16 protein-coding genes and 2 tRNA genes are annotated in these 24,008 nt (G+C 70.1%); 13 read left to right on the top strand and 5 right to left on the bottom strand.

The window, feature by feature from the left end; all coding sequences use genetic code 11:
* Positions 1 to 38: 38 nt before the first annotated feature.
* The gene (locus BLR49_RS06680) at positions 39 to 2,045 is read right to left on the bottom strand and encodes an alpha/beta hydrolase family protein (RefSeq protein ID WP_092535347.1); all 2,007 of its coding nucleotides are present in this window, start codon (positions 2,043 to 2,045) and stop codon (positions 39 to 41) included.
* 232 nt (positions 2,046 to 2,277) lie between these two features.
* On the opposite strand from BLR49_RS06680, the gene dxs reads away from it, so the two are divergent.
* The 6 genes from dxs to BLR49_RS06650 all read left to right on the top strand — a co-directional run bounded on the left by dxs (position 2,278) and on the right by BLR49_RS06650 (position 9,933).
* Entirely contained in the window at positions 2,278 to 4,323 is a 2,046-nt protein-coding gene (dxs, locus tag BLR49_RS06675; RefSeq protein WP_092535344.1) for a 1-deoxy-D-xylulose-5-phosphate synthase, read from the top strand.
* A gap of 420 nt (positions 4,324 to 4,743) precedes the next feature.
* Complete coding sequence (pflB, locus tag BLR49_RS06670; protein ID WP_092535341.1) at positions 4,744 to 6,864, top strand: formate C-acetyltransferase; 2,121 nt, start codon at positions 4,744 to 4,746, stop codon at positions 6,862 to 6,864.
* Between the two features lie 73 nt (positions 6,865 to 6,937).
* On the top strand, positions 6,938 to 7,183 hold the full coding sequence (gene grcA2 / locus BLR49_RS06665; RefSeq protein ID WP_092535338.1) for an autonomous glycyl radical cofactor GrcA2: 246 nt from the start codon (positions 6,938 to 6,940) through the stop codon (positions 7,181 to 7,183).
* Positions 7,184 to 7,206: 23 nt separating this feature from the next.
* Positions 7,207 to 8,085 carry a pyruvate formate-lyase-activating protein gene (gene pflA / locus BLR49_RS06660; RefSeq protein WP_092535333.1) on the top strand — a complete coding sequence of 293 codons (879 nt, stop codon included), beginning with the start codon at positions 7,207 to 7,209 and terminating at the stop codon, positions 8,083 to 8,085.
* A gap of 163 nt (positions 8,086 to 8,248) precedes the next feature.
* Positions 8,249 to 9,718, top strand: a complete 1,470-nt coding sequence (locus tag BLR49_RS06655; protein WP_092535501.1) for an NAD(P)/FAD-dependent oxidoreductase — start codon at positions 8,249 to 8,251, stop codon at positions 9,716 to 9,718.
* 5 nt (positions 9,719 to 9,723) lie between these two features.
* Entirely contained in the window at positions 9,724 to 9,933 is a 210-nt protein-coding gene (locus tag BLR49_RS06650; RefSeq protein ID WP_092535330.1) for a hypothetical protein, read from the top strand.
* Between the two features lie 99 nt (positions 9,934 to 10,032).
* Here BLR49_RS06650 and BLR49_RS06645 read toward each other — a convergent pair whose 3' ends face one another.
* Positions 10,033 to 11,322 (bottom strand): HRDC domain-containing protein, encoded by a 1,290-nt coding sequence (locus BLR49_RS06645; protein ID WP_245690522.1) that lies wholly within the window; start codon positions 11,320 to 11,322, stop codon positions 10,033 to 10,035.
* The gene (locus BLR49_RS06640; RefSeq protein ID WP_092535327.1) at positions 11,319 to 11,921 is read right to left on the bottom strand and encodes a DUF3000 domain-containing protein; all 603 of its coding nucleotides are present in this window, start codon (positions 11,919 to 11,921) and stop codon (positions 11,319 to 11,321) included. Before BLR49_RS06640 ends, BLR49_RS06645 begins: the two co-directional genes overlap by 4 nt.
* A gap of 182 nt (positions 11,922 to 12,103) precedes the next feature.
* Between BLR49_RS06640 and BLR49_RS06635 the strand changes: the two genes are divergently transcribed.
* On the top strand, positions 12,104 to 13,243 hold the full coding sequence (locus tag BLR49_RS06635; protein ID WP_092535324.1) for a lipid II:glycine glycyltransferase FemX: 1,140 nt from the start codon (positions 12,104 to 12,106) through the stop codon (positions 13,241 to 13,243).
* Positions 13,244 to 13,261: 18 nt separating this feature from the next.
* Here the strand turns inward: BLR49_RS06635 and treY are convergent, their stop codons facing one another.
* Both treY and glgX read right to left on the bottom strand, forming a co-directional pair.
* On the bottom strand, positions 13,262 to 15,796 hold the full coding sequence (gene treY / locus BLR49_RS06630) for a malto-oligosyltrehalose synthase (protein WP_092535321.1): 2,535 nt from the start codon (positions 15,794 to 15,796) through the stop codon (positions 13,262 to 13,264).
* A complete protein-coding gene (glgX, locus tag BLR49_RS06625; RefSeq protein WP_092535318.1) occupies positions 15,793 to 18,213 on the bottom strand; it encodes a glycogen debranching protein GlgX in 2,421 nt (806 codons plus the stop codon). Before glgX ends, treY begins: the two co-directional genes overlap by 4 nt.
* Positions 18,214 to 18,487: 274 nt before the next feature.
* Between glgX and BLR49_RS06620 the strand changes: the two genes are divergently transcribed.
* The 6 genes from BLR49_RS06620 to BLR49_RS06595 all read left to right on the top strand — a co-directional run bounded on the left by BLR49_RS06620 (position 18,488) and on the right by BLR49_RS06595 (position 24,000).
* Positions 18,488 to 18,560: transfer RNA gene (locus tag BLR49_RS06620), tRNA-Gly, on the top strand.
* 1 nt (position 18,561) lies between these two features.
* Positions 18,562 to 18,633 (top strand) — tRNA-Val (locus BLR49_RS06615).
* Between the two features lie 84 nt (positions 18,634 to 18,717).
* Complete coding sequence (locus tag BLR49_RS06610; protein WP_092535315.1) at positions 18,718 to 19,965, top strand: carboxylate--amine ligase; 1,248 nt, start codon at positions 18,718 to 18,720, stop codon at positions 19,963 to 19,965.
* A 194-nt stretch (positions 19,966 to 20,159) separates the two neighbouring features.
* On the top strand, positions 20,160 to 21,200 hold the full coding sequence (locus BLR49_RS06605) for a lipid II:glycine glycyltransferase FemX (protein WP_245690520.1): 1,041 nt from the start codon (positions 20,160 to 20,162) through the stop codon (positions 21,198 to 21,200).
* A 90-nt stretch (positions 21,201 to 21,290) separates the two neighbouring features.
* A complete protein-coding gene (gene thrS / locus BLR49_RS06600) occupies positions 21,291 to 23,333 on the top strand; it encodes a threonine--tRNA ligase (protein ID WP_092535312.1) in 2,043 nt (680 codons plus the stop codon).
* 49 nt (positions 23,334 to 23,382) lie between these two features.
* A complete protein-coding gene (locus BLR49_RS06595) occupies positions 23,383 to 24,000 on the top strand; it encodes an HIT family protein (protein ID WP_245690531.1) in 618 nt (205 codons plus the stop codon).
* Positions 24,001 to 24,008 lie beyond the last annotated feature (8 nt).

Genomic DNA, 24,008 nt, shown 5'->3' with positions numbered 1-24,008 from the left:
GCCGCCCGGGCGCGCCCACCGCCACGGCCTCGGTGCCGTCAGCGCTCGAGGTTGTCGACCCGAAGGACGACGCGCTCGGTCACCGGCGAAGCGAGGTCCCATACCTGCGCGTAGAAGCTCAGCTCGTCCTGGAGGGCCCGGTGGGCATTGGCGGCCAGGTTGAACCCGTGCCCCTCGCCCTGGAACACGTCCAGCGCCACCGGCAGCCCCTTGGCCTTGACGGCCTCGTACATGCTGGTGGCCTGCACCGCCGGGATGATCGGGTCCGCGCTGCCCTGCAGCAGCAGGAGCGGTGCGTGGATGTCGTCGATGTGGTTGAGCGGTGAGCGCTCGGCGTATACCGGATCATCCAGGTCGTCGGAGCCCACGAGCCGCTGGATGTAGTGCGACTCGAACTTGTGGGTGGTGCGGGCCAGCTGGGCCAGGTCGGCCACTCCGTACAGGGAGGTGCCGGCGCTGAACACGTCGGAGCGGACCAGCGCCGCGAGCGCCGTGAAGCCGCCGGCGGAGGCGCCCCGCACCGCGATGCGGGCCGGGTCGACCTTGCCGGAGGCGGCCAGGAACTGTGCCCCGGAGACGACGTCGTCGACGTCGTACACGCCCCACTTGCCGTTGAGCAGGCGCCGGTAGTCCGAGCCGTAGCCGGTCGAGCCGCGGTAGTTGACGGCCAGGTAGGCGAATCCGCGGCTGGTCCAGAACTGGATGCGCAGGTCGTAACCGGTGCGGTCCATCGCCGTGGGGCCGCCGTGCACGCCCACGATCAGGGGCGGCAGCTCGTCCTCGGGGCCGACGTAGGCGGCGGAGGCCGGCGGGTAGAAGAAGCCGTGCGCGGTGGCGCCGTCGGTGGTGGACCAGGAGACGGGCTCGGCGAAGGAGATGCCGGCGTCGTGGGCGTTGAAGTCTCCCGAGCCGCGCAGGACCTCCACCTCCCGCCCGCGCACCTCGACGATGCTCGGCAGTTCCGTCTCACTGCCGGCCAGCATGACCACACGGCCGGCGGAGGAGGCGACGTTCCCCAGGGGCTGCCAGCCCACGTTCCACTCCTCCAGCTCCCCGTTGGACAGCTTGACGGTGCCCAGGTGCCACACGCCGTCGCGCGCCCAGGAGGCGATCAGGTGCTCGCCGTCGAGCACGTCGAAGTGGTGCGGTCCCAGGATCCAGGCGGGGGAGGTGAAGGTCGCGTCGACCGGGTGCAGGGGACGGGTGCGCAGTGCCTCGGTCCAGCCCTCGCGGTTGGTGCCGCGACGCGGGAAGCCCTCGGTGCGGTACAGGTTCGAGAAGCCCGAGGCGTTGGACACGTGCACGAGCTCGCCCTGCTCGGTCCAACGCGGTTCGGACACGGAGTAGCCGGTGCCGCCGTCGACCACGGTCTGAGAGCCGATGGTGCCGTCCGGGCGCAGGTCGCCGACGTGCAGGGTGGCGTTGTCCCAGGGCATGTCCGGGTGGTTCCAGGTGATCCAGGCCAGGTGCTCGCCGTCGGGGGACAGGGTGGGGGAGACCACGAAGTCGGTTCCGGAGACGATGGTGGTCACGGCGGAGTCGTCGCGCGCCGCCGAGCCGTCAAGTGGAATGGCCACCAGCGAGTTGACCGGTTCGCCATCACCGCGGTGGTCCTCGCGCACCGCGTACACCAGGGCGCGGGCCGTGTCGATCTCCAGGTCGCCGTGCCGGACGTCCCCGTAGATGGTCAGCGGCACCAGGCCGCGCAGCCGGTGGGCGACGTCGTAGCGGTACAGCCGTCCGTCCCCGGCGTGGGAGACGACGATGATGCCGGAGTCGACGGCGTAGGCGCGCCCGCCGTACTCGTGCACCCGGGTGCGGGCGTCCACCAGCTCGTCGGACGGAGTCAGCGGCAGCACCTCGCCGATCTGGCCGTCGCCGTCGCGGCGCAGCAGGACCTGGCGGCCGGCCTGGGAGGCGCGCTGCTCCACCCAGTAGGTGTCCCCGCCGTCTACACGCACCTGCGACAGGGAGAGGGTGCGGGTGGTGATGGTGCCGGGGGTGATCGGCGAGGGCCAGGTCCCGTACGGCGCTGTCGTGCTCATCGTTCCTCCTGAGGGCGGTGCGGTCGGCGCGTGCGCCGTCCGTCCGGCGGGCGGTGTACGCGGTCCGGAGCCAACCCTACGTGCTCTTGTGCCATGTCGGGCGAGCGGATGCGGGTCGTGGCGGCGCGGAGGCGCCGATGCGCATATGCTGAGATGCCGTGTCGGCGGCGCGCCCCTACGCCGCGGCAGACCGGAGATCAGGATCGGATCAGGAGCAGGAGGAGCCGCGCCGATGAGCGAAGACACTGCCACGGTCGGTGCGGACGGACAGGGCCCGCGCTCGACGCCGCATCTGCCGGCCACCCCGCTGCTGTCCCGCATCCACCGGCCCGGCGACCTGCACCGTTTGACCAGCGAGGAGGTGGAGGCGCTGGCCGCCGAGATCCGCCGCTACCTGGTGGCCACGGTGGCCCGCACGGGCGGCCACCTGGGCCCCAACCTCGGAGTCGTCGAGCTCACCCTGGCGCTGCACCGCACCTTCCGCTCCCCGCGCGACACCATCGTCTTCGACACCGGTCACCAGGCATATGTGCACAAGTTGCTCACCGGACGCCAGGACTTCAGTCGGCTGCGCGAGCGCGGCGGCGTGTCCGGCTACCCCTCCCGGCGGGAGTCCATCCACGACGTCGTCGAGAACTCCCACGCCTCCACGGCCCTGTCCTGGGCCGACGGCATCGCTCGCGCCAACCACCTGCAGGGGCGGGACCAGCGGCACATCGTCGCCGTCATCGGTGACGGCGCCCTGACCGGCGGCATGGCCTGGGAGGCGCTGAACAACATCGCGGACTCCGCCGACAAGCACCTGGTGATCGTCGTCAACGACAACGGCCGCTCCTACGCCCCGACCATCGGCGGACTGGCCCACCACCTCGACGCGCTGCGCACCAACCCCGGCTACGAGCGCATGCTCGCCGGCGTGAAGCACACCCTGCTGGCGCAGGGGGCTCCCGGGCGCGCCGCCTTCGAGGCGCTGCACGGCCTGAAGCGCGGACTGAAGGACATCCTGGTGCCCTCGGCCTTCTTCGAGGACCTGGGCATCAAGTACACCGGCCCAGTGGACGGGCACGATGAGACCGCCCTGGAGTTCGCCCTCACCCGTGCGCGCGAGTACGCCGAGCCGGTGATCGTGCACGTGATCACCCAGAAGGGCCGCGGCTACACCCCCGCCGAGGAGGACCCCGCCGACCGCTTCCACGCCGTCGGGCGCATTCACCCGGAGACCGGCCTGCCGGTGGTGCCCTCCCGGTTCGGGTGGACCGCCGTGGTTGCCAAGGAGCTGCTGGCGCTGGCCCGCGGCGACGAGCGCATTGTGGGCATCACCGCCGCCATGCAGCAGCCGGTGGGGCTGCAGCCGCTCGCCGATGCCCTGCCCGAGCGCGTCATCGACGTCGGGATCGCCGAGCAGCATGCACTCACCTGTGCCGCAGGCATGGCCTTTGCCGGGATGCACCCGGTGGTCGCCCTGTACGCCACCTTCCTCAACCGGGCCTTCGACCAGGTGCTCATGGATGTGGGGCTGCACCGGGCGGGCGTGACGATCCTGCTGGATCGTGCGGGCATCACCGGCACCGACGGCGCCAGTCACAACGGCATGTGGGACATGGCGCTGCTCGCGCACGTGCCCGGACTGCGCCTGGCGGCCCCGCGCGACGAGGCGACGCTGCGTCAGGCGCTGGCGGTGGCGGTCGGGGTGGACGACGCCCCCACCGTGGTGCGCTACCCCAAGGGCTCGCTGCCCGCGCCGTTGCCCGCCCTGCGCACGGTGGGGGAGGAGGACGTCCCCTTCGGCGCGGTGGATGTGCTGCTGGAGGCCGTCGGCGGCCCCGCCGCACCAACGGACGGCGTCGCGGCGGCCGGGCCGCTGCTGCTGGTCGGGGTGGGAGCCATGGCGGCAGCGAGTCTCGACGCCGGCCGGCGCCTGGCGGCCGAGGGGATCGGCGTGCGGGTGGTCAGCCCCCGTTGGCCGGTGCCCGTACCGCCCGCGCTGGTTGAAATGGCACGCGAATGCCGCGGGGTGCTCGTGGTGGAGGACGGGCTGGTTGACGGCGGCGTGGGCTCTCAGCTGCGTGACGCGGTTGAGGACGCGGCGCTGTCCGACGGCGTCGGCACCTTCCCGCGGGTGGCTCGCCTGGGCGTGCCGCGCAGCTTCCTGCCCACGGCAAGTCGCGATGAGCTCCTGGCGGACTTCGGCATGGACCTGGCGGGGATCTGGGCGGCTGCCCGCCGCCTCGCGGGCTGCCCGGCCCGCCCCGGTACGGGACGCAGCTCGGCCGTCTAGGACGCCCGTCCTAGATGAGGCCCGCGGCGGGGATGAGGAGGGGCCGTGCGCAGCGATCGGCGTCGTTCGGACGTGAGCGCGGGACGCTCCGGGGGCCGGCGGGACGCAGACCTGATATGACGGCAGTCACGAGCCGCTTCCGAGCCGCTGCCGGAACGGGGGAATTCCGCCGAACCCGGGCGGCCTGCGGGTGGCGTGGCCGGAGGCGGGACAACATCCGCAGGTCGGGACTAAAGTCCTAGGTGGGTGCGGGCTGGAGGTGGCCTGTGAGTGATCCCACCGGCTGGTTTCAAATCGGCCTGACACAAGGCGGGACGTCTGGCCTAGTCTTGGGTCGACGGCGCAACGATGTACCGCCGCGCCTCACAAGGGCGCAAGCAACCGGGTGGCCCTGGCCACCCACCCTATAGGAGGGCACGGATGACAACCGAGGTCACAGCATCCGCCACTGCGGAGGAGACCACCAGTCGCGACGCGTGGGAGGGCTTCACCACGGGCCCGTGGACCGAGGATATCGACGTCCGGGACTTCATCCAGCGCAACTACACGCCATACACCGGCGATGCATCGTTCCTCGCCGGCGCAACCGACAAGACCCTGCGCCTGTGGGACACCCTGGAGAAGAACTACCTGTCCGAGGAGCGCAAGGTGCGCATCCTCGACGTCGACACCCACACGCCGTCTGACATCGACGCATTCCCCGCCGGCTACATCAGCGAGGACGACGACGTCATTGTCGGGCTGCAGACCGACTCGCCGCTCAAGCGCGCCATGATGCCCAACGGCGGCTGGCGCATGGTCGAGCAGGCGATCAAGGAGGCCGGCAAGGAGGTCGACCCCGAGGTCAAGAAGATCTTCACCCGCTACCGCAAGACGCACAACGACGCCGTCTTCGACATCTACACCCCCCGTATCCGCGCCGCCCGCTCCAGCCACATCATCACCGGTCTGCCGGACGCCTACGGCCGCGGCCGGATCATCGGCGACTACCGTCGCGTGGCCCTGTACGGCGTCGACCGCCTCATCGAGCTCAAGCAGAAGGCCAAGGACGCCGTCGCCGACCAGCCCTTCTCCGAGCACTGGGCGCGCTACCGCGAGGAGCACGCCGAGCAGATCAAGGCGCTGAAGAAGCTCAAGAACATGGCCGCCTCCTACGGCTTCGACATCTCCGGTCCCGCCAAGGACGCGCACGAGGCCGTGCAGTGGACCTACTTCGCCTACCTGGCCTCCGTGAAGTCCCAGGACGGCGCCGCCATGAGCATCGGCCGCCTGTCCGCCTTCCTGGACATCTACTTCGAGCGCGACCTGAAGGCCGGCGTCATCGACGAGTCCCGCGCCCAGGAGCTCATCGACAACATCGTCATGAAGCTGCGCATCACCCGCTTCCTGCGCACCACCGACTACGACCAGATCTTCTCCGGCGACCCCTACTGGGCCACCTGGTCAGACGCCGGCTTCGGCGAGGACGGGCGCACCCTGGTCACCAAGACCTCCTTCCGCCTGCTGCAGACCCTGCGCAACCTCGGCCCCGCCCCCGAGCCGAACATCACCATCTTCTGGAACGAGGAGCTGCCCCAGGGATACAAGGACTTCTGCGCCCTGATCTCGATCACCACCTCCTCCATCCAGTACGAGGCGGACGAGCAGATCCGCGAGCACTGGGGCGACGACGCCGCCATCGCCTGCTGCGTGTCCCCGATGCGGGTGGGTAAGCAGATGCAGTTCTTCGGCGCCCGCGTCAACGCCGCCAAGGCACTGCTGTACGCCATCAACGGCGGCCGCGACGAGATGACCGGCAAGCAGATCGTCGCCGGCCTGCCCGGCATCGAGGGCGACGCCCCGCTCGACTTCGACGAGGTCTGGGACAAGTACGAGAAGATGCTCGACTGGGTGGTCGGCACCTACGTAGAGGCACTGAACATCATCCACTACTGCCACGACCGCTACGCGTATGAGTCGATCGAGATGGCGCTGCACGACTCCGAGATCGTGCGCACCATGGGCTGCGGCATCGCCGGGCTGTCCATCGTCGCCGACTCGCTGAGCGCCATCAAGTACGCCAAGGTCACCCCGGTGCGCGACGAGACCGGGCTCGTGGTCGACTACGTCACCGAGGGCGACTTCCCGATCTACGGCAACGACGACGACCGCGCCGACGAGATCGCCGCCACCGTGGTCCACACGATCATGTCCAAGATCAAGGAGCAGCCCTTCTACCGGGACGCGATCCCGACCCAGTCCGTGCTGACGATCACCTCCAACGTCGTCTACGGCAAGGCCACCGGCTCCTTCCCGTCCGGCCACAAGAAGGGCACCCCCTTCTCCCCGGGCGCCAACCCGGAGAACGGCATGGACACCCACGGCATGGTGGCCTCCATGCTGAGCGTGGGCAAGCTGGACTACAACGATGCCCTTGACGGCATCTCCCTGACCAACACCATCACGCCCCAGGGACTGGGCCGCACGCTCGACGAGCGCGTGTCCAACCTCGTGGGCATCCTCGACGCCGGTTTCGTCCCCGACGACTGCGCCGAGGTCTGATCCCGCCGCCCAAGCGGCGGGCCACCAGACCATCCGAATACACATTTCTCACCTCACCAGAAAGGGGCCTGCTATGGCCACGTATGAAGAGCGCCTGGAGTCCATGAAGGCGCAGCGCGATGACACCGGTGGCGTCAAGGGTCTGTACCACGCCAACATCAACGTGCTGGACCGCTCCACCCTTGAGGACGCCATGGAGCACCCGGAGAACTACCCCAACCTGACGGTTCGCGTCTCCGGCTACGCCGTCAACTTCGTCAAGCTGACGCGTGAGCAGCAGCTGGACGTGCTCAACCGCACCTTCCACGCCGGCGCCTGAACCACAACGGGTGAAGGACTCGGATGACTGAGACCATCACCCCGGAGCAGACCGGCGGCCGGGACCAGGACTTTCTGGCCCCGGCCGCCCGTCTGCGCGGGGCTGGAATCGGCGCGCTCGAAGAACTGACCGACCTGGAGAGGTCGGAGCGCCTGGCCCGGATGCGGGAGGGATCTCTGGGATCCATCCATTCCTGGGAGCTCGTCACGGCGGTCGATGGACCGGGCACCCGGATGACCGTCTTCCTCAACGGCTGCCCGCTGCGTTGCCTGTACTGCCACAACCCGGACACCTTCCTCATGCGTGATGGCGAGCCGGTGGAGGCGGACGAGATTCTGCGGCGGATCAGGCGCTACCGGAACGTCTTCAAGGCGACCGGTGGCGGTATCACCCTGTCCGGTGGAGAGGTGCTCATGCAGCCCGCCTTCGCCGGGCGCATCCTCGCCGGAGCCAAGGCAATGGGCATCCACACCTGCATCGATACCTCCGGTTACCTGGGCGCCAACGCCTCGGACGAGATGCTGGACAACATCGACCTGGTGCTGCTGGATGTCAAGAGCGGCGATGAGGAGACCTACAAGCGGGTGACCGGGCGTGAACTCGCCCCGACCATCGCCTTCGGTGACCGGCTCGCCGAGAAGGGCATCGAGACCTGGGCTCGCTTCGTGCTGGTGCCGGGACTGACCGATGATCCTGACAACGTTGAGAACGTGGCTCGGATCATCGAGCGATGGCGCCCGGTGGTCTCCCGCGTGGAGGTACTGCCCTTCCACCAGATGGGTACCGACAAGTGGGATGCCCTGAAGCTGGAGTACAGGCTTCGTGACACCCGGCCGCCCGAACCGGAACTGGTGGAGTCCACCCGGGCGATCTTCCGCGCGCACGGATTCACCGTGCACTGAGCACCTCGATACGTCGGCCGGACCCGAATCGGGTCCGGCCGACGTATTCACGCGATCCAGCCGGTGTCGAATTCGTGTCATGACAATCCGCGTGTCTAACCAGTACCATGTGATATAGCCGACAACGCCGTCGGCGCCTTCAATCGCATGAGGTTCGATGATCATGGCACGAGTCGTTGTCCTCGGCGCCGGTGTCGCGGGGCACACGGCCGCTTTGCACCTGCGCCGAATGCTGCCCCGCCGGCACCAGGTCGTGGTCATCAGCCCCAACGCGCAGTGGAACTGGATTCCCTCGAACATCTGGGTGGGCACCGGCCGCATGGGCAAGGAGCAGGTGCTCTTCCCCCTGGCGCCGGTCTACCGCCGCCAGGGCATCTGCTTCCACCAGGCTAAGGCCACCGCCATCTACCCCGAGGGGCACCCGGCAGACCGGGCCGAGACGCCACGACCACAGGTCGAGCTGGAGTTCACCGAGCCCTCGCGCAAGGGCGAAGTCCGGCGCCTGGCCTACGACTATCTGATCAACGCCACCGGGCCCCGACTCGACTTCGCCGCCACACCGGGACTGGGGCCAGATGGCGGGTATACCTGGTCGGTGTGCACCGCCGTGCACGCCGACCAGACCGCCCGCGCCTTGCGCGGGGTCATTGCGGCGGCCCGCGGCGGCCGTCCGCAGCGGCTGGTCATCGGCATGGGACACGGAACCTGCACCTGTCAGGGAGCCGCCTTCGAGTACGCCTTCAACGTCGACTTCGAGCTGCGCGAGGCCGGCGTGCGTGAACTCTGCGAGGTGGTCTACCTGACCAATGAGGCCGAGCTCGGCGACTTCGGGGTCGGTGGCATGCGCTTCCGTCAGGAGGGCTACCAGACCACCTCGCAACTATGGACCGAATCCCTCTTCCGAGAGCGCCAGGTCAAGGCCATCACCGGGGCGGCGGTCACTCGGGTCGATCCGGGCCGGCTGGTGTATGAGGCGCTCGACGGCGCCACGCACACCCTGGACTTCGACTTCGCCATGCTCCTGCCGCCGTTCACCGGCCAGCCCCTGAAGGCATACGACCGCCACGGTGCCGACATCACCGACGTCGTCTTCGCCCCCAGCGGCTTCATGAAGGTTGACGCGGACTACACCCGCAAGCCCTATGAGGAATGGAGCGCGGAGGACTGGCCGAAGACCTACCAGAATCCCACCTATCCCGAGCTATTCGCCGCCGGTATCGCCTTCGCGCCCCCGCATGCGATCTCCCGACCGCGCAGCACCCCCAAAGGGACGCCGATCGCACCGGCGCCGCCGCGTACCGGCCAGCCCGCCGGCACGATCGGCCGTGCCTGCGCCGAGTCGATCGTCGACCGTATCAAGGGGCGCGACAGGCCGCTGCATGAGGCCTCCATGGCGCGCATGGGCGCCTCCTGCGTGGCCTCCACAGGGGCCAACCTGCGCACGGGATCCGCCGCCGCCATGATCATGTACCCGGTGGTCCCGGACGAGCACAAGTACCCCCAGACCGGAAGGCACCCGTACCACACCCGTGGCGAGATCGGCCTGTTCGGGCACTGGATCAAGTACATGCTCCACTACCTGTTCATCTACAAGGCCAAGGCCCTGCCGGGCTGGTTCCTCATTCCGGAGTGATCGACATGATGCCCCCTACCGCAACTGCGCCAGCGGCCGGCAGCCCCAGCCCCGAGGAACTCGACCCGCTGGAGGCGGAACGCATCGCCCGGGCGCCCCTGCCGACGCCACAGACACTCAGGCGCCGCCGTTTCATTCCCCTGCAGGCCTACAAGTTCCTGGAGACGAACCTGCGGATCGCCGACATCGTGCTGCGCGAGCGCCTGGGACTCTAGCCTAGGTGCGGCCGACGATCCTGCATGGCCCAGCATGACTCGGCGGGCTCGAGCCGAAACGACCGACCTGGGTCAGGTGACTTCCACCGACCTCGGCGGTCAGCCGAGGGCGACCGACAGCGGCGCGGACGTCTGCTCCACCTGCCAGTGCCGGGCCCCGAGCCTCTCCAGCCGGACGGCCACGGCCGCCACGGATACGTCGACGCGCTCACCGGCGGCCGCGGCCTCGCCGATGCCCCAGGCCAGATGCCGCTGTACCTCGGTGCCCAGCAGCAGTTCATGCGGAATGCGCAGGAGCTCGGCCTGGGCGCGCACCGCCCCGCGTACCAGCTCCAGCGCCGCCGCGGACTGCGGGTGGTGCCGGCCCCAGGAGCGCGGCTGGGGCAGCTCTCCGGGGGCGAGTGGGGCGTGCACGGGCGGCAACTGGTCATCGGGCAGTGCCAGGGCGCGCTCCACCGCCTGCCACCACAGTTCCTGGTGCTGGCGACCCTGCCGGGAGGAGAACTCCCGCAGCGAGGCCAGACGGCGGCGCGATGACGGCTGGGCCACGGCCGCCGCGACCAGGGCGCGGTGGGGCAGCACCTTCGACGGCGTGACGTCCAGCTCCCGGGCCAGCTCCTCACGGACGGTCCACAGCTCGCGCAGCACCGCCAGCGAACGCGGCGTGCGCACCGCCCGGCCGGATCGGGGCGTGCGGCGCCAGGGGTCAATCCGGGTAGGCCGGATCGGCCGGGTGCGCTCGTACTCGAACTCCTGGGCGGCCCAGTCGGCCTTTCCGGCGGCCTCGAGCTCCTGGGCGAGGGCGTCGCGCAGGGGGAGGAGCAGTTCCACATCGAGGGCCGCGTAAACCAGCCAGGACTCCGGCAGCGGCCTGGTAGACCAGTCGGCGGCCGCATGATCCTTGGCCAGCCGCAGCCCCAGCGTCTCCTCGACCACCGCGCCCAGTCCCACGTGCCGGCGCCCCAGCAGGCGCGCCGCCAGCTCGGTGTCGAACAGGGCGCCGGCCGTCAGTCCCAGCGCCGTCAGGCACGGCAGGTCCTGGTCGGCGGCGTGCAGCACCCACTCCGGCCCGTCCAGGGCGGCGGCCAGGGCGGACAGGTCGCCGGCTCCCAGCGGGTCCACCAGCACCGTCCCCGCTCCCTGACGCCGCAGCTGTACCAGGTAGGCGTCCTGCCCGTAGCGAAAGCCGGAGGCTCGTTCGGCGTCCACCGCGATCGGACCGGAGCCACGGGCAAGGGCTGCGGCCGCGGCGGCGAGTGCCGCCGGCGTATCCGTGACCGGGGGCAGTCCCTCCGCGGGGCGCTGGTAGGAGACCACCGCCTCTGCGGGCACGGGGTTATCGGTCGTGCCCGGGGTGACGGCGGAGTGCGGCACGCGGGCGCCGGTCACCGGGACGCCCCCGCCAGGCCCAGTGGAACGGCGCTCTCCGGCTCGTGCCCGGCGGTGAGGTGGATCAGCTCGTACCAGGCCAGCAGGTGTGGCGACAGGTCGGGGGTGGACGGCGTCCAGGAGGAACGGATCTCCACATGCGCGCAGGCGTCCGTCAGCTCCAGGCCGCCGAAGGTGTCTGACAGCACCCGGGTGACGGTGCCCACCAGGGCGCGCCTGCCGGCGCCGGCGTGGTCGAGGGCGTCGGTCAGCCAGGACCAGGCGGCCGAGCCGAGCAGGGGGTCAGTGCCGATCTCCTGATCCACGCGCGAGCGCGCCATCACCACCAGGCGGAAGTCTCCGTCCCACGCGGCCTGAGTGTCGGGATCGTGCAGCACGACGAAGCGTCCGGAGGCGACCGGCGTGCCCGCCTCGGTCTGGACGGTCTCCGCCGTCAGCGCCGCCGCATACGGGGCCAGGCGGGACGACGCAGGCACCTCCTGAAGGATCAGGCCGCGCGGCCGGGGAGTGGAGCGCAGCGACTCCAGCGCGGTGCGGAAGCGATCCGGGATCGTATCCGCGGCCGCCTCACGAGCCTGCACGCGGGGGATGTCTGCCACCGCCCCAGGCTACCGGCGGATATGCGCAGGTAGCGTCGCCACGCCGATCCGGCGGTCCGACACGTCTGACGAGTCCAACCACGCCATGGGCCGGAGTCCTGGTCTATCGTGAGACGGGCCAGGCGGCGCCGCTCGCGGCCGCGACACCACCAGCCAAGTAGAACAGGACAGGAACACACTCCATGACCTCGCCCGAGAACGCCACCCCCCTCGCATCCCGCGGCTCCATGCGGCGCATCGACTGGGAGACCTTCCGTCGTATTGCCGAAGACGCCGCCACCACGCTGCCCATTGAGCAGACCGCGGCATGGGACGCCTTCGACGCCGCCATGGAGGGACGCGAGCCCTGGGGGCGGCTGGTCTACGAGACCGCCGCCGGCACCCCGCGTGCACTGATCTCACTGACCCGTATGGACGTGCGCGGCTTTCCGTATCTGTGGGCCCGCCACGCGCCCGTGTGGCTCGGCGAGGAGCCCACCGCCGCCGAGGAGCCCACCGCCGCCGAGGAGGCCGAGCTGCGGGAGCTGCTGGTGGAGGGCGTGCGGTTCCACGATCCAGCGGTCGTCTTCGTGCGCCTGCACTGCACGCACCCCGCCCCGGAGCTGCGCGAGCTGCTGCAGACCATGGCCTACGACCACACCGTCATCCTGAACGTGGATCGGGCCGACGACGAGGCCTTTCTCGCCTCCTTCAAGCCGCGGGGGCGCCGTGATGTGCGCAAGGCGCTGCGCAACACCGAACTCACCTACCACGACGAGACCGACAAGGCCGAGGAGGTGTTCGGGGAGCTGTACCAGATCCTGCTGGAGACGGGCGATCGGGACGGCTTCAGCGCCGCTCCGGAGGATACCTACCGGACCATGCTGCGCACTCTCGGCCCCGATCACTGCCGCCTGTACGTCGCCCGCCGAGGCGGGGGCGAGGCCTTGGCCTGGAGCATCGACACCCTGTGGGGCGACGGCGCCGGGCGCTATTACGCCGCGTCGACGGCGGAGGGACGTCGGGGCCGGGCCGCGGACGCCCTGCTGTACAAGGAGGGCTGCTGGCTGCGTGAACGGGGGGTGCGCACCTGGGACCTGATGGGCGCCGGCTCCGAGCGGACTCCCGAGCTGAACGGCGTCGGTTCCTTCAAGGGCAAGTTCACGCCCGAGGGGACCGTGGCCATTCCCGGGCCGTGGGACCTGCCCGTCCGGCCGCGTGTATATGCCGGCCTTGTCAGGGCACTGGAGCTTAAGCATCGTGCCGAGTCCGGCGTGGCCGCAGTGCGCGGCCGCCTGCGCTCGCTGCGCCCCGGAGCGGCCGAGGCGCCGGAGCAGCAGTAGCGCCGGGTCGGCCGGACGTCAGTCGCGGATGCGGCGCGGGCGGGCCAGCACGGTCACCGGCGCGTCCGCGACCACGTCGGACAGGCGCCGGGAGCCCCCCGGGACCCGCGCATCCGTGAGCACGTCGTCCCAGGGACCCACGGGCAGATCCACGGTGTGCTCACCCCAGCCGCCGATGCGCTCCAGGCGCCGCCCGAGGCGTCGGACGACCACGACGACGTCGTCCTCGCCGTCGAGCGTCCGAGCGTAGGCGAAGGCGCAGGACGTGCTCACCGGCAGCGGCCGATAACCCGAACGCGCCCCCACGAAGGTCTCGGGTCGCTCGGCGCGCAGGCGGCACAACCGCGACGTGAGCCGCAGCTTGGCCGCATCCAGCGAGAGGTCGGCGCCGGCGCGCGCCCGCGAGGCCCGCTCCAGGGCCGCGCGCAGGCCGGCTTCGCCCGCATAGGCGACCGGGCGCCGGTTGTCCGGATCAACCAGACTGGTACGGGTCGTTTCACTGCCCTGGTACACGTCAGCCACCCCCAACCAGGTCAGTGCCATCGCCTTGTTGGCCAGAATGGTATTGCGCACGGCCGGGGAGGTCAGCGCGGCGAAGGCGTCCAGCTGCTCGGACACGTCGGCGCGGGTGAGCAGGTGGCCGGCGTAATCGACGAGTCGGCGCTCACGATCGGTGTCGGGGGAGGTCCACGTGGTCCACGCCTTCTGCTCGCGGGAGGCCTTGACCAGGTAGGCGCCCAGGCGCTCGGCGTCGATCGGGTCCGCGGTCTCGGGCGCCCAGGTACCCCACAGCGTCTGCCACAGGAGATTCTCGGTGCGCCCGTCCAGATCGGCGGGCCGAGCGTCGGCCGTCAACTCGCGCAACCGGTGTACGAGTTCCACCCACTCGTTGCCGTAGGAGGCCAGCACGTCGATGCGGGCGCGCACGTCCTCGCCGCGCTTGGTGTCGTGTGTGGTGGAGGTGACCATGGTGGCGGGCCAGCCGGCCTGCACCCGCGCGGCCCAGGCGTGCGCCTCATCAGCGGACAGGGCGAAACCGCCGGGGTCACCGCCCACCTCGGTCAGGCTGGTCAGATGCGTCCACCGGTAGAAGGTGGTGTCCTCCACGCCCTTGGCGGTCACCGCACCGCACACCTGCTGGAAGCGGGTGATGACCTCGCCCCGCTCAGGCACTGCGGAGACCTTGCCGGAACCGATCTCCTCGCCCAGCAGGATCGCCACCACCAGATCCAGGGTCTGGCTCTGCTCGGCGGTCAGATGCGCACGCGCCCGCTCGGCGCTGGACCGCAGCACGGCGGCCTGCTCGGGATCGGCGGCCCGCCCCGGAACCACGTAGGCGCGATAGCGGTCCGCGGCCACCAGCAGCTCGACGACGCAGGCCCGCAGATCGCGGAAGGTGTGGTCGGACAAGTAGATGTCCTGCGAGGTCAGCGAGTACAGCAGCCGCGTCAGCCGGTTGACCTCGGCGGAGAGCGAGCCGGCGATGATCTCCCGCTTGGCGTCGGCGGCCACGCGGGGGTAGTCGATCGGTGCCTGGCCGGTCAGCTCCTGCATCAGCGCGCCCAGCGGCGCGGCGCCGGCGGGGTCGACTTGCAGCTGATCGATCCGCCAGGCGGCGTCGTAACCGGTCGAGCCCGCGGCGGGCCACGTGCCGGGCAGCAGCTCGTCGGGGGCGAGGATCTTCTCGGCGGCGATCCAGGCACCGTCAGTGGCGCGGGACAGCTGCTCGAAGTAACCCTCCGGGTCCGCCAGACCGTCGGGGTGATCCACCCGCAGGGCGTCGATCACGCCTCCGTCGAACAGCTCCAGGACGAGCGCGTGCGAGCCGGCGAAGACCTGCGGGTCCTCCACCCGTACGGCCGCGAGCGTGGCGATGTCGAAGAAGCGGCGGTAGTTCAGCTCCTCATCACCCACCCGCCAGTAGGCCAGCCGGTAGTGCTGCTGTTGCAGCAGCTCGGGCAGGGGCAGGTCGTGCGTGCCCTCGGCGAGCGGGAAGACGTGGTCGTAGTAGCGCAGCACCCACTGCTGGCCCCGCTCCGGCTCGGTGGGGATCGCCCTTCGCTCAATGGTGAAGTCGCCGTCGGTGAGCGCCTGCCCGAGGCGCTTGCCCAGCACCGGCATGAACAGCTTCTCGCCCCGGGGGGCGTCGAACCAGGTCGCGTAGGGCGAGGCCTCGCCGTCACGCAGCACCGACCACAGGACGGGGTTGTGCCACAGCGGCGTCGGCACCGCCATGTGATTGGGGACGATGTCCACCAACACGCCCATGCCGGCGTCGTGCGCGGCCCGGGCGAGCCTCTCCAGCCCCTCCCGGCCGCCCATGACGTCGCTGATGCGATTGTGGTCGACGACGTCGTAGCCGTGCGTAGACCCCGGGCTGGCGGCCAGCACTGGCGACAGGTACAGGTCGGTGACACCCAGCTCGCCCAGGTAGGGCAGCAGCTCACGCACGTCGTCGAAGGTCAGGGACGCGCCCAGCTGCAGCCGGTAGGTGGTCACCGGGGTGCGGTGAGAGGGGGAGGGCAGGTGCCGGTCGGAGCCAGGGGTGGTCATGCGGCGCCTCCTGCCGTTGCTGCGTTCAGCTGTGTCGGGGCGGTCGGGCCGACGGCACCGGTGGCCGCCCCGGTGACCTCGGCGGCCGTATCGGCGGTGTCAGCGGCCGTCTCCTCATGCTCACGCCGGTCCTCGGGCGCTTCCGGCTCCGGTTCGGGGATGGAGATGAGGAACAGCATGGAGTGGGCCTCCACCGTCACCTGCTGGCCGGCTTCCCACTCCTCGCCGGAGCCGGTCGCCACCTGCTGGGGGCGGGGAGCCGTGCTCGGGGCGGTGTCGAGCACGGTGCACCAGCGGGGACTGTGACCCGGACCCGGCAGGGTGAACACAATGTCCTCGCCGGAGGCGTTGAACAGCGCCAGGAAGGAGTCATCGTCGATGCGCTGGCCGCGCTCGTCGGGCTCGTGGATGGCATGGCCGTTGAGGAAGACGGTGATCGCCCGGGCGTACCAGGTGTCCCAGTCCTCGTCGGTCATGCGGGCGCCGGAGGGGCTGAGCCACTCGATCTCGCCGAGCTCGGACTCCCCGCCGTGGCCGGCCGCGCCGGTGAAGAACCGGCGCCGGCGCAGCACCGGATGCTCCCGGCGCAGGCGAATCATGTTGCGCGTGAACTGCAGCAGGTCCTCCTGCTCCTCGGTCAGGTCCCAGTTGACCCAGGTGATCTCATTGTCCTGGCAGTAGCCGTTGTTGTTGCCGCCCTGGGTGCGGCCCATCTCGTCGCCGTGGCAGAGCATGGGCACGCCCTGGCTGAACATCATGGTGGCGATGAAGTTGCGCACCTGCCGCCCCCGCAGCGCCAGCACGTCGGGATCGTCCGTCGGGCCCTCCGCGCCGCAGTTCCAGGAGCGGTTGTCCGAGGCGCCGTCGGCGCCTCCCTCGCCGTTGGCCTCGTTGTGCTTGGTGTTGTAGGAGACCAGGTCGTGCAGGGTGAAGCCGTCGTGCGCGGTGACGAAGTTGATGCTGGACACGGGGGTGCGGCCGGAGCGCTGGTAGAGGTCCGACGAACCGGTGATCCGCGCGGCGAACTCGCCCAGGGTGGAGGGCTCCCCCCTCCAGAAGTCGCGCACCGTGTCCCGGTACTTGCCGTTCCACTCGCTCCACAGGGCGGGGAACTCGCCCACGTTGTAGCCGCCCTCGCCCACGTCCCACGGCTCGGCGATGAGCTTGACCTGGGACAGGATCGGGTCCTGGTGGATGATGTCGAAGAAGGCCGAGAGCTTGTCCACCTCGTGGAACTGCCGGGCCAGGGTGGAGGCCAGGTCGAAGCGGAATCCGTCCACATGCATCTCGGTGACCCAGTAGCGCAGCGAGTCCATGATCAGCTGGAGGACCGCCGGGGAGCGCATCAGCAGGGAGTTGCCGGTGCCGGTGGTGTCGAAGTAGTGGGCCTGGTCGCCGTCCACCAGGCGGTAGTAGGCGGCGTTGTCGATACCGCGGAAGGACAGTGTGGGGCCCATGTGGTTGCCCTCGGCCGTGTGGTTGTAGACCACGTCCAGGAGTACCTCGATGTCGGCCTCGTGGAAGGCCTTGACCATCGTCTTGAACTCCTGGACCTGCTGCCCGTCGGTGCCGTGGGCGGCGTAGGCGTTGTGCGGGGCGAAGTAGCCGATGGTGTTGTAGCCCCAGTAGTTCGACAGCCCCTTGTCCTGCAGGAAGGTGTCGTTGACGAACTGGTGCACGGGCATCAACTCGATCGCGGTGATGCCCAGGTCCTTGAGGTGCTCGATCACCGCCGGCTCGGCCAGGCCCGCGTAGGTGCCCCGCAGGTGCTCGGGGATGCGCTCGTTGAGCTTGGTCATGCCCTTGACGTGCGCCTCGTAGATGATGGTGTTGTGGTACTCGTGGCTGGGCGGCCGGTCCCGGCCCCAGTCGAAGTACGGGGAGACCACCACCGAGCGCATGGTGACCGGGGCGGAGTCCTCCTGGTTGCGCGCCGACGGATCCTCGAAGTCGTAGGAGTAAAGGGCTCGCGAGCCGGTCACCTCGCCGGAGATCGCCTTCGCATAGGGATCCAGGAGGAGCTTGGAGGGGTCGCAGCGATGACCGTTGGCCGGATCGTAGGGGCCGTGCACCCGGTAGCCGTAGTGCTGGCCCGGCTGCACGGACGGCAGGTAGGCGTGCCACACATCCGCGTCCTCCTCGGTCAGCGGGATGCGGGTCTCCCGGCCGTCGTCGTCGAACAGGCACAGCTCCACGGCCTCGGCCGCTGAGGAGTACAGGGCGAAGTTCGTGCCCGAGCCGTCGTAGTTGGCGCCCAGCGGGTAGGGGCGGCCCGGCCATACCGCCCGCTCGGGACGCTCCGGTTCCGCCGCTGGCTGCGGAACCGACGGTTGGATGCTGGGCTGCTGTGCGGGCGACTCGACGGGCTGTGCTGACTGCTCCGCCGAGTCGGCCGAGACGAGTGCGGGACTGTGCATGGGCTCAACTGTGCCACGGATTGACGTCCTGGTACGGGAACCTTGCATATGACTTCGTACCGAACGCCTGCACCTCGGAGGTCCGCGGGCGCCCCGATGGCTGCGGGCGGCCGGATCGTGGAGCTCCGGCCACCCGCATGCCGGCCCGCGCCGCACTACGGCGGTCGGCAGCGAGGCGTGAGCGAGGTCATCGGTGCGCGAGGCCGGGAGGATTTGTCAGCGTCCGTAGCCCTCTGCTAGTTTTCTCGCGTGCCTCCACAGGGAGGCCGAACATGCGGATGTGGCTCAGTTGGTAGAGCATCACCTTGCCAAGGTGAGGGTCGCGGGTTCGAGTCCCGTCATCCGCTCGGGCGATTGGCGCAGCGGGAGCGCGCTTCCCTGACACGGAAGAGGTCACTGGTTCGATCCCAGTATCGCCCACCGGCAAGACCTCGGACCGAATGGCCCGGGGTCTTCGTTTCTGAATGCGGCCCGGTTCCCGGGCACACCAGCAGGAGGTCCCACTTGCCCCGCTCGCAGCGCCAAACCCCCTCCCGACCGGACCTACTCCCCGTCGTCATTGGCGGCGATATCGGCGCCTACGCCCTGGCTCGCCAGCTCCACGACGCAACCGGTCAGCGGGTCAAGCTGTTGTCGGCCAGCCCGATCGAGGCCATCAGCCTTTCCGCGTACATCGACGTCGTGCCGCAGGTGTCCAACGACACCGCCGCCATGCTCGCCCGGCTGCACGAACTGGCGGACGGACGTGGGGAGCGCAGCGCCATCGTGATGGCCAACCGGGACTCGGTCGCGCGGGATCTGGCCGCCCACAGGCACGAGCTCGAGCCGCGCTACGTCGTCCCCTTCCCCTCGGTGCAGGCCATGGACGAGCTGAGCAACAAGGTCGGCTTCGCGCAGGCCTGTGCCGCGCTGGGCCTGCACACGCCGCGGCAGGTCGAGATCACCGGCGCCGACCTCGCCGACGGCGACCCGGAGATCGACATCCCCTTCCCACTGGTGGGCAAGGCGGCCATCGGCTCAGACTGGGACGACCTGGAGTTCGAGGGCAAGCGGAAGATCTACTTCCTCGACACCCCGGCTCAGCTGCGCGCGCTGTGGCAGGACCTGCGGCGGGCCGGCTTCGACTCCACCTTCCTGATCCAGGAACGCATCCCCGGTCAGGACGACGCCATGCGCTCGGTGACCGCCTATATCGCCTCCACCGGGGAGACGACGGTGATCGGCTCGGCTCGGGTGCTGCTCGAGGACCACGCGCCCACGCTCATCGGCAACCCGGTGGCGATGATCACCGAGGCGTATCCGGAGCTGTGGGCGGGGGCGGAGCGCCTGCTGGCCTCCGTCGGCTACCGCGGCTTCGCGAACTTCGACATCAAGATCGACCCGCGCGACGGGCGGGCCGTCTTCTTCGAGGTCAATCCGCGCATCGGCCGCAACTCCTTCTATATGAGCGCTGCCGGTGTCAACCCGATGCTGTCGATGATCTCCGACCTGGTCGATGGCCGACCCGGCCCGCGCCGCGAGGCCCGTGGCGAAGTGCTCTACAGCCTGCTGCCGCATCATCTCGTACTCCACCAGCTCGATGATCCGGCGCTGCGGCGACGCGTGCTGCGGCTGGCGCCGCGCGCCGTCGACCCGCTCCTGGACCCGGCCGAGCGCTCGCTGCGGCGGCGCCTGCTGGTCGCGGCGCAGAAGCTGAACCACGACCGCAAGTTCCATCGCTACCATCCCAAGCCGCTGCTGCGACGCCGCTGAAAGGCGCCTCCCGGGGTGTCCGGGCGCCGCCCGGAGGAGGCGGCACGCCGTCCAGTCCCGCCCCCGGAGGAGGAGTCGGGGTTCTCCCTGAGGAGGACTCGGGGCTCAGGATCATCCCCACGGATGAGGGCGGGTCCGGGGCTGCGTTCCCTATGATGTGGCTGAACACAGTTTCCGCACAGGAGTGCCAGCCCATGTCCACAGCGACGCCGCCCGCCCCCGGCAGCCTCGTCCCCCTAGATGCCCGTCAGATGCGCATAGCGATCGGCTGCACGCCGGCGCCGCTGGAGCAGACCGAGCCATGGGAGGCATTCGAACGCAGTCAGGGCAGGCAGTTGTTCGGCCGCTACGCCTACGTGTGCGACTCCCGGAAGGTCGCCGTCATCGCCCTGTACCGCCACCAGGTGGCCGGCCGCCCCTTTCTGTGGGCCAAGCACGGCCCGGTGTGGCTCAGCGAGCAGACTCCGGCGCGCGAGGCAGAGCTGCGGCGCCTGCTCGTGGCCGAGGCGCGGCGGCGCGACCGGCGCATCGCCTTCATCCGCATGCACGCCCGCTTCCAGGCGCGCGACACCCTGCCGCTGCTCAGCTCCATCACCTACGACCGCACCTACATCATCGACCTGCGTCCGGGAACGCCTGAGGCCATCAGTGCCGCCATGCCCCGGGACGGGCGGCGCGGGGTGCGCCGGGCTGAGCGCGTCGCCCGTGAGGCCGGCTGCACCGTGGCCGAGGAGACCAGCCTGGACCGGGAGGAGTTCGAGCGCGTCTACCAGGTGCTGGTCGCCACCGCCGAGCGAGACGGCTTCCGTCCGCACCCCTCCCAGGTGTACTGGGACATGCTCACCAGCCTGGGGCCGGAGCATGCCAGGCTGTTCGTGCTGCGGCGCGACGGCGTGCCGCACTGCTGGGACCTGGTGACCGTCTCCGGCAAGGATGCGGTCGCCTACTACGGCGCCTCCTCCAACGAGTCACGCACCTTCCGCGGCGCCGAGGCGCTGGACTGGGCCGTGGCCTGCCGACTCGCCGAGGAGGGCATGCACGGCCTGGACCTGATGGGCGCCGAGTCCACGCGCGTGCCGGAGCTGTACAGCGTGGGCCGTTACAAGCGGCGCTTCGCCCAGCATCCCACCGAGGTCGACGGCGCCTGGGACGTGGCGGTGCGCCCGGTGCTGTACCGGGCACTGGTGCGGGCACGTCGCGCGCGTCACGCCGTGCGGGGGCGGTTGGGCCGCTGAGGCGGAGGCACCACTCGGTATGATCCGATGCGTGCGCGCGAGCACCAGTACAGCTCGCGCCGAGCTGATCAGTTGATCAAAGGAGCATTCGTGTCACCCCAGCCCACACTCGCCATCACTGTTGACGGAGCACAGCGCACCATTGAGGCGGGCACAACGGGGACCACGCTGTTCGCGGCCGACCGCGAGGTGGTCGCCATGAAGGTCGACGGTGAGCCCTGGGACCTGGACCGCGCCGTCCCCGCGGACGCCGTAGTCGAGCCCATCACGCTCGGCAGCGAGGACGGGCTGAACATTCTGCGGCACTCCGCCACCCACGTCATGGCGCAGGCCGTCCAGGAGCTGTTCCCCGACGTCAACCTCGGCATCGGCCCCTTCATCACCGACGGCTTCTACTACGACTTCGGGGGCATCGACGCCGTCACCCCCGAGCTGCTGCGCGAGATCGAGAAGCGCATGAAGCGCATCGTCAAGGAGGGCCAGACCTTCCGGCGGCGCGACATCACCGAGGCCGAGGGGCGCGCAGAGCTGGCCGAGCAGCCCTACAAGCTGGAGCTGATCACCACCAAGGGCGCCGGCGCGGAGTCCGCCTCCGTGGAGGTCGGGGCGGGCGGCCTGACCATGTATGACAACGTCCGGCGCGACGGCACCGTCGTCTGGAAGGACCTGTGCCGCGGCCCCCACCTGCCCTCCACCCGGCTCATCGGCAACGGCTTCGCCCTGACCCGCTCCTCGGCCGCCTACTGGAAGGGCGACCAGAACGGCGACTCCCTGCAGCGCATCTACGGCACCGCCTGGGCCACCAAGGACGACCTGAAGGCCTACCAGACCCGCATGGCCGAGGCCGCCCGCCGCGACCACCGGCGGCTCGGCGCCGAGCTGGACCTGTTCTCCTTCCCCGAGGAGATCGGCCCCGGCCTGGTCGTCTTCCACCCCAAGGGCGGCATCCTGCGCCACGAGATCGAGCAGTACGTGATCGATCGTCACATCCAGGCCGGCTACGACCTGGTCCACACCCCGGAGATCTCCAAGGGCGGCCTGTTCCACACCTCCGGCCACCTGCCCTACTACGCGGACACCATGTTCCCGCCCATGCTCGCCGATGAGGAGCGCGACGCCGAGGGCAGTATCACCAAGGCCGGCCAGGAGTACTACCTCAAGGCCATGAACTGCCCCATGCACAACCTCATCTTCCGCTCCCGCGGCCGCTCCTACCGGGAGCTGCCCCTGAAGTTCTTCGAGATGGGCCGCGACTACCGCTATGAGAAGAGCGGCGTGGTGCACGGACTCACCCGCATGCGCGGCTTCACCCAGGACGACTCCCACACCTACTGCACCCCCGAGCAGGCGGGGGAGGAGATCCGGCGGCAGATCGAGTTCTTCCTGTCGATCCTGAAGGCATTCGGCCTGGAGGACTTCTACCTGGAGCTGTCCACTCGCGACGAGGACGGCGCCAAGAAGGACAAGTTCATCGGCTCCGACGCCGACTGGGAGGCCGCCACCCGCACCCTGCAGGAGGTGTGCGACTCCACCGGGCTGCAGCTCGTCCCCGACCCGGGCGGCGCCGCCTTCTACGGCCCCAAGGTCTCCGTGCAGGTCAAGGACGCCATCGGCCGCACCTGGCAGATGTCCACCATTCAGTACGACTTCAACCAGCCCGAGCGCTTCGACCTGGAGTACACCGCCGCCGACGGCACCCGGCGGCGGCCGATCATGATCCACGCCGCCAAGCTCGGCAGCGTCGAGCGCTTCATCGGCGTGCTCACCGAGCACTATGCGGGCGCCTTCCCCGCCTGGCTGGCACCCGTGCAGGTGCGGCTGGTGCCGGTGGCCGAGGCCTTCGACGCCTACGTCGACGACGTCGCCGCCAAGCTGCGCGCCCACGGCGTACGCGTCGAGGTGGACCACTCCGACGACCGCTTCGGCAAGAAGATCCGCAACGCCGCCAAGGAGAAGGTCCCGTTCACGCTGATTGCGGGCGGGGAGGACGCCGACGCCGGGGCAGTCTCCTTCCGCTTCCGCGATGGCTCCCAGACCAACGGCGTGCCGGTGGACGAGGCCGTCGCCCACATCACCCGCGTGATCGCCGAGCGCGTCAACGACCCGGCGGGGGAGAGGCTCAGCCGTGACTGATCAGGCGGACGTGCCCGAGAGCCTCGGCGCGCCCTCCGGCGCCGGCCCGCTGGATGAGCTCACCGGCACCGTCGTCGACGGCGTGCGCATCGAGGCCCCCTTCCAACCCGCCGACACCCCCGACCCGTTCGGGCGGCTGTGGACCCCTCACCGCATGGTCTACATCGGCGGCCAGAACAAGCCCGCCGACGACTCCGCGGCACAGTGCCCCTTCTGCGCAGCCCCGGGCCGCAGCGACACCGACGCCTTGATCGTGCACCGCGGCGAGTCCGCCTACGTGCTGATGAACCTGTACCCCTACAACACGGGCCACCTGCTGATCTGCCCCTACCGGCATGTCTCGGACTGGACCGAGGCCACCGAGGCCGAACGCGCGGATATCGGGCGGCTCACCGCCCGCGCCATGGAGGTGGTGCGCGCGGTCTCCCACCCGCACGGCTTCAACCTGGGCATGAACCAGGGCCAGGTCGCGGGCGCCGGCATCGCCGCCCACCTGCACCAGCACGTGGTGCCGCGCTGGACCGGGGACGCCAACTTCATGCCGATCATCGGCAAGACCAAGCCCGTGCCGCAGCTGCTGGGCGATCAGCGCGACCAGCTCGCCGCCGCCTGGGACACGGCCCCCACCGGCCTGGACGCCGACCGGCCCGTCGGCCCGAATCACTAGGAGCCCGC

Source organism: Actinomyces ruminicola (assembly GCF_900103885.1).
GTDB lineage: Bacteria > Actinomycetota > Actinomycetes > Actinomycetales > Actinomycetaceae > Actinomyces > Actinomyces ruminicola.
Note: the sequence above shows the minus strand (reverse complement) of the source record. Positions and strands in the feature narration are given on the sequence as shown.